At 72.9% G+C, this 14,462-nt stretch carries 3 protein-coding genes; all 3 read left to right on the top strand.

The annotated features are described in order from the left end of the window. The first annotated feature begins 2 nt into the window (after nucleotides 1-2). From ACFZDI_RS07165 to ACFZDI_RS07175, 3 genes are read left to right on the top strand one after another with little or no spacing between them, the layout of a single operon-like run. Nucleotides 3-1,790, top strand: coding sequence for an ABC transporter transmembrane domain-containing protein (locus ACFZDI_RS07165; protein ID WP_391248369.1), 1,788 nt, complete (start codon nucleotides 3-5; stop codon nucleotides 1,788-1,790). Nucleotides 1,791-1,843: 53 nt separating this feature from the next. Continuing rightward, nucleotides 1,844-12,745 carry an amino acid adenylation domain-containing protein gene (locus ACFZDI_RS07170; protein ID WP_391248371.1) on the top strand — a complete coding sequence of 3,634 codons (10,902 nt, stop codon included), beginning with the start codon at nucleotides 1,844-1,846 and terminating at the stop codon, nucleotides 12,743-12,745. Then, nucleotides 12,735-14,435 carry an ABC transporter transmembrane domain-containing protein gene (locus tag ACFZDI_RS07175; protein WP_391248373.1) on the top strand — a complete coding sequence of 567 codons (1,701 nt, stop codon included), beginning with the start codon at nucleotides 12,735-12,737 and terminating at the stop codon, nucleotides 14,433-14,435. The genes ACFZDI_RS07170 and ACFZDI_RS07175 overlap by 11 nt, the downstream gene beginning before the upstream one ends. Nucleotides 14,436-14,462 lie beyond the last annotated feature (27 nt).

The following is a 14,462-nucleotide window of genomic DNA, read 5'->3' on the forward strand; positions in this document are numbered from 1 at the left end:
GAGTGGGCGCCACCGACACGCGCGTCGCCCCGGCGACCCTGCGCACGACGACCGGCCGCGAGGCCGCCCGATGGGTCGCGGACCACTGCCGCGCGATGCCCGGCCTGACCGTCGCGACCGTGCTCACCACGGTCGCGGGGGCGGCGCTCCAAGTGCTCCCGGTGCTTGTGCTAGGCCGGGTGGTCGACGCGGTCGTCGGGGGCGGTGACCGTTCCGTCCTGGTCACGATCGGGGTGCTCATCGGTGCCGCCGCGCTGCTCGGCGCGGCGGCCACCGCGGTGTCGACGTACCTGATCGGACGGCTCGGCGCGGATCTGCTCGCGCGCCTGCGGGAGGGCACCGTACGGGCGGTGCTCGGCATGCCGAGCACCCGGATCGAGCAGGTCGGCCGGGGAGACGTGCTCTCCCGGGTCGGGGACGACGTGACCGTCATCTCCAAGGGCATCCGCACAGCCGTCCCCACGGTGTTCTCGGCGGGTGTGCTCGTCGTCATCGCGACCCTCGGCATGTTCGGGCTGGACTGGCGGCTGGGCCTGGCCGGCGCGGGCGCGCTGCCCGCGTACGCGCTGGCGCTGCGCTGGTACCTGCCCCGGTCCGCCCCGCTGTACCGCAGGCAGCGCGTCGCCCAGGCCGACCGGGCGCAGGCGTTCATCAGCGGCTTGAACGGCATCGACACGGTCCGGGCCTACCGTCTGGAGGGTGCCTTCCGGGAGAAGGTCACCACCGAGTCCTGGCGGGTGCGGGAACTCGGTATCGAGGTCTTCCGGTTCTTCGGCCGGTTCGTCGGCCGCGAGAACCGCGCCGAGTTCATCGGCCTGGTCCTGATCCTCGTGGTCGGGTACGCGCTGCTGGAGGCGGACGCGGCCACGCTGGGCGAGGTGTCGGCGGCCCCGCTGCTGTTCCACCGGCTGTTCACGCCGCTCGGCGCCATCATGTTCACCTTCGACGAGGCGCAGAAGTCGGGCGCGAGCCTGACCCGCCTGGTGGGGGTGCTGGGGGAGTCTGCCGAGGAGCGGCTGGTCGGCGACGAGTCCGTCCCGGTGGCCCACGCGGGCGCGTGCCCGGTGACGGTCGAGGGGCTGACGTTCCGTTACCCGGGCTCCGAGGAGCCGGTGCTGCGGGACGTCGACCTGACGATCCCCGCCGGCGGTTCGCTCGCCCTGGTGGGCGCCACGGGCGCGGGCAAGACGACGCTCGCCGCGCTGATCGCCGGCATCGGCACCCCCGAGGCCGGTTCGGTGCGCATCGGCACGACCGACCTGGCCGACCTGGACGAGGCGGGGGCGCGGGCCCTGGTGAGCATCCTGACGCAGGAGACCCACGTGTTCTCCGGCCCGCTCGCCGACGACCTGCGGCTGTCCGCCCCGGGAGCGACCGACGCCGAGCTGATGGACGCCCTGCGCACCGTCGGGGCCGAGGGCTGGGTCTGCGCGTTCCCCGACGGTCTGAACACCCCCGTCGGTGAGGGGGGTGAGCGCCTGGACGTCACCAAGGTCGCCCAGATCGCCCTGGCGCGACTGGTGCTGGGGCGGGCACCCGTCGTGGTTCTCGACGAGTCCACCGCGGAGGCCGGCAGCGAGGGCGCCGCCGAGCTGGAACGGGCCGTACTGGCCGCGTGCGCGGGGCGGACCACGCTGTTCGTGGCGCACCGGCTGACCCAGGCGATGGCAGCGGACCGGATCGCCGTGCTCGACGCCGGACGGGTCGTCGAGCAAGGGACGCACGAGGAGCTGGTGGCTCTGGGCGGCCGGTACGCACGACTGTGGCGGGCCTGGCGAGAGGGTAGTTAGGCAACCCTTATTTAGGTTAGCCTAACTCCATATTCTGGAAGGGACGCTGAGTCTTGATGGAACCCCACGCTCGTCTCGCCCTGCTTTCCCCCACGCGCCTGGCCGATCTGCGCCGGCGGATCGGCGACCACCCGGACTGGACCCTCACCCGGGCCTGCGCCATCGGCCTGTCGTACTGGGCGACGGGCACCAGCCCCGAGGGCATCGAGCTCACGCCCGGCACGCTCTTCGCCGACGTCCTCGGCTGGGCCGGCAACGGCGGTACGCCGCCCGGCGGTTGGGACGTCACCCCGGACGGCCGCGGTGTCACCGTCCCCGACGGAGTCCCCCTGGCGGACGCGCAGGCGGCACTCGACGACCTCGCCGACTTCCCGGACCGGCCGCTCGGCACCATCGGCCCCTCCGGCGTGGCGGACAGACTCCGGGTCCTGGCCGAGTGGAACGACAACCGGGCCGACCGGGACCGCCCCACCCTCGTGGAGATGTTCCTCCGACAGGCGAGCGCACGACCGGACGCCGTGGCCGTCGTCGACGAGCACCGGTCGCTGACCTACCGTGAAACCGCGGCACACGCGTCCCAGTTGGCCCATCACCTGCGCGCCCGCGGGCTGCGCGCCGAACAGGTCGTCGGCATCTCCCTGACCCGCTCCGCCGACATGGTCGTCGGGCTGCTGGCCGTGCTCCAGGCCGGGTGCGCCTTCGTGCCGCTCGACCCGCAGTGGCCCGCCGCGCGCCGGGCCGTCGTCATCGAGGACGCCCGGGTCGCCGTGCAGCTCAACGCCTCCGGCACGCACGACCCCGCCGAACCGGACGCCGTGGCCGTCGACCTCGGCCACTGGCAGTACGGCTCGTACCCCGCCGAGGGACCCGGCGTCACCGTCCTCGGCGACGCCCTGGCCTACGTGATCTTCACGTCCGGATCGACCGGACGGCCCAAGGGCGCGATGATCCGGCACGAGGCGATCAGCGAGCGCCTGCTGTGGCAGGTGAACGAGATCCTCGGCTTCGGCACCGACGACGCCTCCCTTTTCAAGGCGCCGCTGTCCTTCGACATCTCCATCAACGAGATCTTCCTGCCGCTCGTCTCGGGCGGCCGGCTCGTCGTCCTGCGGCCCGGCGGTGAACGCGACCCGCACCACCTGCTGAGCGTCATCGCCGAACAGCGCGTCACCTTCACGTACCTGGTGTCGTCCATGCTGGACGTGCTGCTGGAGATGGCCGGCGACTCCGGCCGCCTGGACAGCCTGCGCCATGTGTGGTGCGGCGGCGAGGTCCTCACCCCCGAGCTGTACGAGCGCTTCCGCGCCAAGCTCGACATCCCCATGTACCACGGCTACGGCCCCGCCGAGACGACCATCGGCGTCTCCCACGTGATCTACCGGGGCGCCGCGGAACGCCTGTCGACGTCCATCGGCAAGGCCAACCCCAACACCCAGCTCTACGTCCTGGACGACGAACTGCGCCCGTGCCCGGTCGGCGTCGGCGGTGAACTCTACGTCGGTGGCTTCCTCCTGGGCCGCGGGTACGTCGGCGCACCCGGCCTGACCGCCTCCCGCTTCGTCGCCAACCCCTTCGCCGACGACGGCTCCCGCCTCTACCGCACCGGCGACCTGGCCCGCTTCGCCCCCGACGGGTCGCTGGACTTCCTCGGCCGCGCCGACAACCAGATCAAGATCCGCGGCATGCGACTGGAGATCGAGGACGTCGAGGTCGGTCTCGCCGAGCACCCGCGGGTCCGGCACACCTGCGTCGTCGCGCGGAAGAACGCGGCCGGCGGCACCTACCTCATCGGCTACGTCATACCCGCGGCCGGCAGCGAGGACCTGCGGGCCGACGAGGTCAAGGCATGGGCCGGCGCGCACATGGTCGAGTACATGGTGCCCGCCCACATCGTGGTGCTGGAGGAGTTCCCGCTCACCGCCAACGGCAAGCTCGACCGCAACGCCCTGCCCGAACCCACCCTCGGGACGGGCTCGCCGGTCCGCCCCGCCACCGACGACGAACGGGCCGTGAGCGCGGCCGTCGCGCAGGTGCTGCGCCTCGAAGAGGTGGGCGTCGACCAGGACTTCTTCCAGCTCGGCGGCGACAGCATCCTGGCGATCTCCCTGCTGAGCGCACTGCGCGAACAGGGCCTGCACGTCACGGCACGGCAGATCTTCACGCACAGCACCGTGGGCGCGCTGGCCGCGGTCGCGAGCCGCGAGGACGTCACCACCGTCGACCACGCCGACGTCGCCACCGGCACCGTCGTGGGCTCACCCGTCGTGCAGTGGCTCGGCGAGACCACCGACGCCGTCGACGGCTTCGTCCAGTCCGTCGTCCTGAACACCCCCGCGGAGCTGACCGGCGACGCCCTCGACGCGCTCCTCACCGCCCTGCTCACCCGGCACGACATGCTCCGCGCCAAGCTGGTACGCGGCAGCCGGTGGAGCTTCGACATCCCCGGGGCGGACCGGGCCGCGCCCGGCTGGCAGCGCAGCGACCGGCCGCTCGACGAGTGCGTCGCCCTCGCCACCGCCGGACTGAACCCCGACCAGGGCGTCATGCTCCGGGCCGTGTGGCGCCCCGAGGCACGCCAACTCGTCCTGGCCGCCCACCACGTGGTCGTCGACGGTGTCTCCTGGCGCGTCCTCATCGAGGACCTGGCCACCGCCTGGCGCCGGTTCACCGCCGGTGAACCCGTCGAACTCCCCCCGGTGGGCACGTCGTTCCGCCGCTGGACGCAACTGCTGGAGCGCGCCGCGTTCGACGCCGACAGCTCGTACTACCGGCGCCCCCTGCCCGGCGAGGACCGGCCCCTGGCGCACCGCGCCCTGTCCGAGACGGACACCGTCGCCCGCGAACGCCTGCGGACCGTCACCGTCGGCCCCGAGACCACCGCCGCGCTGCTGGGCGAGATCCCCGCGAAGTTCCACGCCGGCGTCAACGACGTCCTGCTCACCGCCCTCGCCGTCGCCCTCGCACGCCGGCGCCGTGACCTCGGCCAGGACCAGACCTTCGCCCACATCGAACTCGAAGGCCACGGCCGCGAAGGGCAGTTCGTGGCGGGCCCGGCCGGCTTCGAACCGGAACTGTCCCGGACGGTGGGCTGGTTCACCACCCTCTTCCCGGTCACCGTCGACCCCGGCACGGCAACGGACTTCACCACCCCCGCGTACCTGACCTCCGCCCTCAAGGCGGTCAAGGAAGACCTCGCCCGGGTCCCGGACAACGGCATCTCCTACGGGGCCCTGCGCTACCTCACCCACAGCGAGTTCGACGCCCCCGCACCCCAGGTGCTCTTCAACTACCTCGGCCGCTTCGCCGCCGGCGCGCCCGGCGACTGGCAACTCGCCGGTACCACCGGCCAGCTCGGCGAGAAGCGCGACCCGCGCATGCGCCTGCCCCGCGCCCTGGAGTTCAACGCGATCGCCGAACCCGCCGCCTCCGGCGCCTATGAGCTGGTCACCACCATCTCCTGGCCCGACGGCCTGTTCACCGACGCCGACATCACCGCACTCGGCGACTACTTCCGCACGGCCCTGACCGGACTCGCCGCACTCGACCAGGGCGGCCACTCGCCCAGCGACTTCCCCCTCGTCCCGCTCGCACAGTCCGACGTGGACACCCTGGACGGGCCGGAACTGCGGGACATCCTCCCGCTGACCCCGCTCCAGGAAGGCCTCTACTTCCACTCGGTCTTCGACGACGACTCCGCCGGCGCCTACGTGGAGCAGCAACTGCTCACCCTCGAAGGGGAGGTGGACGCCGACCGGCTCGCGACGGCCGCCACCCGGCTGCTCACCCTGTTCCCCAACCTGGCCGCCCGCTTCACGGCCCTCGCCGACGGCCGCGTGGTCTCCGTCCTGGAGCACGGCGCCGAAGCCCCGTTCACCACGCTGGACCGCCCCGGCATCACCGACGGGGAGATACGCGACCTCGCCGATCGGGACCGCCGCGCCGGCTTCGACCTGGCCACCGGCCCCCTCATGCGGTACACGCTCGTCCGTGCCGGTTCCGGCCGGAACGTCCTGGTCCAGACCGTGCACCACATCATCGCCGACGGCTGGTCCGTGCCCCCGATGCTGCGCGCGCTGCTCGCCGAGTACCACGCCCCGGGCAGCGTCCACCCGGTCGGCGGCTTCCCCGACTACGTGCACTGGCTCGCCGGACGCGACGCCGACGAGAGCGACCGCGTCTGGCGCGAGGAACTCGCCGGACTGCCCGGACCCTCCCTGGTGGCCGAGGGACACACGCCCTCGGACCGGTTCGCCGACCTCGCCGTGGAACCCGGGACCGACCTCGACGCCGCTGCCCGCCAGACCGGAGTCCCGCTGAGCGTCGCCGTGCATAGCGCCTGGGCCGTCACCCTGGGCGGCATCCTCCAGAGCCGAGACGTCGTGTTCGGCTCCACGGTCTCCGGCCGCGACGCCGAGGTCCCCGGCATCGGCGACATGGTGGGCCTCTTCATCAACACCATCCCCGTCCGGGCCCGTTGGGCCCCCGGCACCACCGCGGACGACCTCCTGAGCGCCGTACGCGACCATCACAGCGCCGTCCTGCCGCACCAGCACGTCTCCCTGGCGCGCATCGGCCGCCAGGCCGGCTCCGGCCCGCTCTTCGACACGCTCGTGGTGTTCGACGTGGCCACCGACGTGACGTCGCTCCGGCGTCCCGGCGACACCCTGACCATCACGGACCTCACCAACGAGGGCGCCCCGCACTACCCGCTCACGCTCGTGGTCGAGCGCGCCCCGGACGGCCGTCCGCGCTTCAACCTCATCTACGACGGCGAACTGCTCGGCGTGCCGACCGCCCGGGGCATCCTGCACACCTTCACCCGGACCCTGAGCGCCCTGCTCACCCGCCCGGACGCCCGGATCGTCGACCTGACGCCCAAGGGCGAGCGGCGTCCCGCGCCGGTCACCCCGACCACCCTGGGCGCACTCTTCGACACCGCCGCCCGCCGCGACCCGGCCGCGACAGCCGTCACCCAGTGCGCCCTCGACGGCACCACCCGGTCCCTCACCTATGGCGAACTGTCCGCCGCGAAGAACGACCTGGCCGCGGCCCTGCGCGCGGCCGGGGCCGGCCCGGGCAAGCGGGTCGCCGTGGCCGTCCCGCGCTCCCTGGAACAGGTCGTCGCCCTGGTCGCGATCGTGGCGGCGGGCGGCGCGTACGTCCCGCTCGACCCGGCCTACCCGGACGACCGGCTGGAGTACGTCCTCGGCGACGCGGTCCCCCAGGTCGTCCTCGTCGACCGGGACCAGCACGACCGCTTCACGGACCTCCTGGCCCGGGCGGGGGTGCCGGCCCAGGTGCTGGTCCAGGGCGAAGAGCCCCCGGCCGCCCACGCGGAGCCCGCCCCCGAGCCCGACTGGCACACCCCCGCCTACGTCATCTACACCTCCGGGTCCACGGGCCGCCCCAAGGGCGTCGTCGTCCCCCACTCCAGCGTGGTGTCGCTGCTGGCGAACACCCGGCCGGACATGGACTTCGGCCCGCGGGACGTCTGGGTCCAGTTCCACTCCTCCTCCTTCGACTTCGCCGTCTGGGAGCTGTGGGGCGCGCTGGCCCACGGCGGTGAGCTGCTGGTGCCCGAGTACGCACTGACGCGCTCCCCGGTCGACTTCCACCGCCTGGTCCGCGAACGCGGCGTGACGGTGCTCAACCAGACCCCGTCCGCCTTCTACCAGTTCATCGAGGCCGACCGGCTGGCCGGAGAACCGCTGCCCGCACTGCGCCGGATCATCTTCGGCGGCGAGGCACTGGACCTCGCCCGGCTGCGCGGCTGGGTCGAACGGCACGGCACGACCGCCCCCGAGCTGGTCAACATGTACGGCATCACCGAGACGACCGTCCACGTCACCCACCGGGTGCTCACCGACGAGGACTTCGCCCCCGGCGACGACGCCAGCCCCATCGGCGGCCCGATCCCCGGCCTGGTCACCTACCTCCTCGACGACCGGCTCCGCCCCGTGCCGCCCGGCCGCGAGGGCGCCATCTACGTCGCCGGCGACCAGGTGTCGCTCGGCTACCTGGGCAGGCCCGGACTCACGGCGGGCCGCTTCGTGGCCGATCCGTTCGCGGCCGACGGCTCCCGCATGTACCACACGGGCGACCTCGCGATCCGCACCCTCGACGGCGAACTGGTCTTCACCGGCCGCGCCGACGACCAGGTCCAGCTCAAGGGCTTCCGCATCGAGCTGGGCGAGGTGGAGTCCGCGATCAGGGCCCTGGACGGCGTGACCGACGTGGCGGTGACGGTGGCGGACACCGGGGACCACCTGGTGGCGCACGTGGTGGGCCGGGTGGCGGACGATGTCGAGGGCCGGCTGTCGGAGAGGCTGCCCGCGCACATGATCCCGGGTCGGGTCCTGCCCATCGATGCCCTCCCCTTGACGGTCAACGGCAAGCTGGACAGAGCGGCCCTGGCGGGGCGCGCCCCAGGGGGCGCGGGGAACTGTCGAACCAGCCACGACGCACCCGCAGGTGAACACACCACACTTGCCACGCTGATCGAAATCTTCACTCACACACTGCCCGGCACCTCCGTGGACGCCGACACCGACTTCTTCCGCGCCGGGGGCGACAGCATCATCGCCATCACGGTCGTGAACAGGGCCCGGGCCCTGGGCCTGCCCTTCACCCCGAGGGACGTCTTCCTGCTCAAAACCCCCGGCGCACTGGCCGAACACCTGGGAACCAGCGCACCCCGGGCCACTGCGGAGACCACCCACCGCACGGACGGCCCCCTGCCCCCCACCCCGATCATCCTCCGCCAACGCGAACTCGGCGGCTCCCTCACCCGCTTCGCCCAGGCCAGAACCCTCCGGGCCCCCGAGGGCACCGGCTTCACCGACGCCGTGCGCGCCGCGAACGCCGTGGTCGCCGCCCACCCGTCCCTGCGGCTGAGACTCCGTACGGAGCACGGCGTGTGGACCCTCCGCACCGAACCCGCCCGCGAGATCACCGTCGTACGCCCGGACACCACCGACGCGACGGCCGTGGCGAACGACGCAGCCGAACGGCTCGACCCCGCATCAGGGGACGTCGTCGCGTTCGCGTGGCTGGAGGCGAGCCGCACCCTGGTCGTCACCGTCCACCACCTCGCCGTCGACGCGGTCTCCTGGCTGATCCTCCTGGACGACCTGGCCGCGGCCCTGCGCGGCGAGCCCCTCGCCCCGCCCACCACGTCCTACGCCGAGTACGCCGAAGCCCTGACGCTCCAATCGGCCCAGTACACGCACGACCTCGACCGCTGGATCACGACCCTCCAGGCGCCCCGACCGCTGCCCGCCCCGGGCGCACTGCGCGCGACCACGGTCGTCCTGGACCCCGACGTGAGCGAGCGCCTCATCCGCACCGCGCCCGCCGCACTCGGCATCGGTCCGACCGAGCTGCTGTGCGGTGCCCTGCGCGCCGCGCTGACCAGGATCCAGCCGTCTCCCACCGACCTCGCGATCGATCTGGAACGGCACGGCCGCGTCCCGGCCCTCGAACAGCACGACTACAGCCGTACGGTCGGCTGGTTCACCGCCGTCGCACCCGTACGGCTCACCCCGCACACCGACCCGGTCGCGGCCGCGCGCGAGCTCGTCGAGCGCCAGCCGGACGAGGACGGGCACGCGGCCTACGGCCGGCTCAGGTACCTCAACCCGCAGACGGCCCCCCTGCTCACGGCCCGGCCGCAGGTGCTGTTCAACTACCTCGGCCGGGGCAGCGAGTCGCGGGCCCTGCACCTCACCGGGGGCTACCAGGGCAGCCCGTACGCCGTCGAGGTCAACGCGTGGACCGACGAGGCCACCGGGAGCCTGCTCGCCGAGTTCGTCCTCGCCGAGGGCGTCCCCGGCGAGATCACCGAGCACTGGCGCGGCGCGCTCCGGCACGTCGCGGACGTCGCGACGACGGCCGAGCGCACCGTCCCGGTCACCCCGCTCCAGCGCGGCCTGTTCTTCCAGGCCCAGATGGCGGGCTCGGCCGGACACTACGTCGCACAGAACTGGTTCACCTTCGACCGCCGCCTGGACACCGGCGCGCTGGCCGAGGCGATGGCCCACGTGATCGCGCGGCACCCGGTCGTCGGAGCCGGCTTCGGCACCGACGACGACGGCAACCCGGTGCAGGTCCTCAAGGCGGGCCGGCGCGTCGACGTCCGTACGGTCGACCTGGCGACGGACGCGGAGGTCGACGCCCTGCGCGCCCGGGACCGCGACACCGGCTTCGACACGGGCGAGCCGCCCCTGATCCGGCTGACCGTCGTCCACCTGCCCGGGAACCGGGACGGCCTGCTGCTCAGCTACCACCTGCTGCTGTGGGACGGCTGGTCCCGCGAGATCGTCCTGCGCGACCTGTTCGACGCCTACAGCGCCGTTCTCGCCGGCGAGCCGCTCGACCCGACGCCCGCCACGCCGAGCTTCGAGGAGTACGCCCGCGCACTCGCCGCCCGGGACGCGTCCGCGTCGGAACGCTTCTGGACGGAGCACCTCGCCGGCCTGCCCGGCCCGACCCTGCTCGCCGGGCCCGCGCCGGCCTTCACGGACGACCTGCCGAAGGCCCTCGTGCACACCCTGTCCGCCGAACGGTCCGACCAGGTGCGGAAAGCGGCCCGCGTGCACGGCGTCACCCTGAACACGGTGCTGACCGGCGCGTTCGGCCTGCTGCTCGGCGCGCACACCGGCCGCGCCGACGCCGTGTTCGGCGTGACCGTGTCCGGCCGCGAGGGGGAGGGCCTGTCGGGCATCGTCGGCGTGCTGCTCAACACCGTGCCGATGTGGACCCGGCCCCGCCCGGACGACACCGTCCGCGCCTACCTGGCGGCCGTCCAGGCGGCCCGGGTCGAGGCGATGGAACACGAGCACCTCGGACTCGGCGAGATCCAGCGGGCCGCCGGGCACGACACGCTGTTCGACAACCTCTTCGTCCTGCAGAACTTCCTGGACATGGACGCGTTCGCCGCGATGAACGCCCGGCACGGCATCACCTCGGTCAAGGCCGACGACTCCACCCACTATCCGTTCACCTGGGTCGTCACGCCCGGAGACCGGCTCACGGTCAAGCTGGAGTACCGCGACGGCGACACCGGCAACGCCCGACGTCTCCTCGACGACCACCTGAGCGTGCTCGAGGAGCTGTCCCGGGCGACCGGCCACCTCGGCGCGCTCAAGGGACTGGAACCGGCACCCCAACCGGGCGCGCGCACCCACGTCGGCACGGACACCGTCGTCGACCGGTTCGACCGGGCGGCGGACCGCGACCCGCAGCGGGTGGCGCTCGTCGCCCACGGCTCCACGATGACGTTCGCCGAACTCCGCGACCGCAGCCGGGCCCTGGCGGGCGTGCTCGCCGCGCGCGGCATCGGCCCGGAGCGGACCGTGGGCCTCGCGATCCCCCGCTCCCTCGACTGGGTCGCGGCGCTGTTCGCCGTCCTGCGGGTCGGTGCCGCGTACGTACCGCTGGAGCTGGACCACCCGGACGAGCGGATCGCCGCCATCGTCGAGGACGCCGGGCCGGACCTGATCCTCACCGTGAGCGCCGTGTCGCCCCGGCTGACCGGCGAGCTGATCGAACTCGACCGGCCGCTCCCGGACGCCGAGCCGTACCGGACGTTCGCGCCGGACCACCCCGACCGGCTGCGCCACCCCGCGTACACCATCTACACCTCCGGCTCCACCGGGAAGCCCAAGGGCGTGGTGACCGAGTACGCCGGGCTCACCAACATGCTGATCAACCACCAGCGAAGGATCTTCGAGCCGGTGCTGGCCGAGCACGGCCACCGGGTCTTCCGGATCGCCCACACCGTGTCGTTCGCGTTCGACATGTCGTGGGAGGAGCTGCTGTGGCTCGCCGACGGCCATGAAGTGCACATCTGCGACGAGGAGTTGCGCCGGGACGCGCCCCGCCTGGTGGAGTACTGCATGGACCACGGGATCGACGTCGTCAACGTGACCCCGACCTACGCGCAGCAACTGGTGGCCGAGGGCCTGCTGGACGACCCGGCGCGGCGGCCCGCGCTGGTGCTGCTGGGCGGCGAGGCCGTCACCCCGACGCTGTGGCAGCGGCTCGCCGAGACCGAGGGCACGGTCGGCTACAACCTGTACGGGCCCACCGAGTACACCATCAACACCCTGGGCGTGGGCACCTTCGACTGCGCGGACCCGGTGGTGGGCGTCCCCATCGACAACACCGACGTGTACGTCCTGGACCCCTGGCTCAGGCCGCTGCCGGTGGGTGTGCCCGGCGAGCTGTACGTGTCCGGCATCGGCATCGCGCGCGGCTACCTGGGACAGCCGGCCCAGACCGCGCACCGCTTCGTCGCCTGCCCGTTCGGCGAGCCCGGCGCGCGCATGTACCGCACCGGTGATCTGGTGGTGCGCAGGCCGGACGGCAACCTGATGTACCTGGGCCGCACCGACCAGCAGGTCAAGATCCGCGGCCACCGCGTCGAACTCGGCGAGGTGGAGGCGGTGTTCGCGGCGCACCCGGCGGTGCGGTTCGTCGCCGCCGTCGCCCAGCCGGACCCGCAGGTCGACGGCGCCCACCGGCTGGCCGCCTACCTGGTCCTGGACGGCGCTGATCTGGCGGACGTCGCCGCCGAGGTGGGCGCCGGACTGCCCGACTTCCTGCGGCCCACGCACTACGCGCAGGTCGAACGCATCCCGCTGACGGTGAACGGGAAGGCCGACACCAAGGCCCTGCCCGAGGCCAAACCGCTGGGCGCGTTGACCACGGCGGGGGAGCGGGGACCGCGGACCGGGACCGAGACCGTCGTGTGCGAGTACTTCGCCGAGGCACTGGACCTGGACGACGACGAGGTGAGCGCGGTGAGCGACTTCGTGTCCCTGGGCGGACACTCCATGCTGGCGGTACGGCTCATCGGACTGCTGCGCCGCGAGTACGGTCCTGTGATCACCATCCGCGATCTGTTCACCCTGCGAACCCCGGAAGCGATTGCCCGCCACCTCGATGACAACTGACACGCAGCGGCCCCGCCGAGGGGCCGCCATCCTCCGTACCGCTCTGCGCCGCAACCTCGGCGCCATGGCCTGGGGCACCCTCCTCATGGGCCTCTACCAGGCCGGGGAGACGGCCTTCCCCATCGCGCTCGGCCTGATCGTCGAGCACACGATGCGGGGCGGCCGCAGCCTCCAGGCGCTCGCCCTGTCGATCGGCGCGCTGGCCGTGATCATCACGACGGTGTCGCTGTCGTGGCGCTTCGGCATGCGGATCCTGCAGAAGGCCAACACGACCGAGGCGCACCGCTGGCGGGTGAAGGTCGCCGCCTGCGGCCTGCAGCCCGTGGCCCGGGACGTCGATCTCAAGTCCGGCGAGGTGCTGACCATCGCCACCGAGGACGCCGACCAGACCGCCGACATCATCGAGGTGGTGCCGCTGCTGATCAGCTCACTGGTGGCGGTGCTGGTCGCGGCGGCCGCCCTGGGCCTGGCGGATGTCCGGCTCGGTCTGCTGGTGATCGTGGGCACCGTCGCGATCCTGTCGGTCCTCAGCGTGATGTCGAAGCGGATCGGCAGCAGCACCCAGGAGCAGCAGGCCCGGGTGGCGCGGGCGGGCGCGAAGGTCGCGGACCTGATCACCGGTCTGCGCCCGCTGCACGGCTTCGGCGGCAATCACGCGGCGTTCCGGTCCTACCGGCAGGTCAGCACCGAGGCGAAGCACCAGTCGATCACCGTCGCCAAGGTCAACGGCGCCTACGCGGGCACCGCGCTGGCCCTCAACGCGGTCCTCGCCGGCGCCGTGACCCTGACGGCCGGCTGGCTGGCGTTCGAGGGCCGCATCACCATCGGTGAGCTGGTCATGGCCGTGGGACTGGCGCAGTTCATCATGGAACCGCTCAAGCTGTTCTCGGAGATGCCCAAGTACGTGATGATCGCGCGGGCCTCGGCGGAGCGGATGGCGCTGGTGCTGTCGGCCCCGCCCGTCATGACGCCGGGCTCCGAACGCCCCGCCGCGGGCAGTGACCTGGAGCTGGACTGCGTCCGCCACGGCACCCTCACCGACCTGAAGTTCCAGGTGAAGGCGGGCGAGTTCGTCGCCATCGCCGCCTACCAGCCCCGTGCGGCGGCCGACCTGGCGGCCGTCCTGGCCGTACGGGTCCCGCCCACCGCGCACGAGGGCACAGTCCGGATCGGCGGCCGGGCACTGGCGGACCTGTCCGTCGAGGCGGTCCGCCAGCACCTGTTGGTCAACCCGTACGACGGGGAGATCTTCGCGGGCACCCTGCGCACGAACATCGACCCGGCGGGCACCAGCCGGACCGTCCCCGAGGCGGTCGAGGCCTCCCTGCTGACCGATGTCGTCGCCCTGCACCGCGAAGGCCTCGACTACGGCGTCCGCGACCGGGGCGCCAACCTCTCGGGCGGCCAGCGCCAACGCCTCTCCCTGGCCCGCGCCCTGGCCGCCGACACGGACGTGCTCGTCCTGCACGATCCGACGACGGCGGTGGACGCGGTCACCGAGCAGCTCATCGCCCGCAACGTGGCGAAGCTGCGCCGGGGCCGCACCACGATCGTCATCACCAGCAGCCCGGCGTTCCTCGACGCCGCGGACCGGGTGCTTGTCCTGGACGACGGCACGATCACAGCGGACGACACCCACCGCAACCTGCTGGCCCACGACGAGGCCTATTGCCTGGCGGTCGCGCGGTGACGCCCGGAGGGGGCCAGGGGGACATGC

This window comes from Streptomyces sp. NPDC007907 (assembly GCF_042959365.1).
Taxonomy (GTDB): Bacteria; Actinomycetota; Actinomycetes; order Streptomycetales; family Streptomycetaceae; genus Streptomyces; species Streptomyces indiaensis.

Bases quoted from the DNA above. Each gene is read 5' to 3' on its own strand.
- ACFZDI_RS07175 (WP_391248373.1), top strand. From the start codon at position 12,735: ATGACAACTGACACGCAGCGGCCCCGCCGAGGGGCCGCCATCCTCCGT.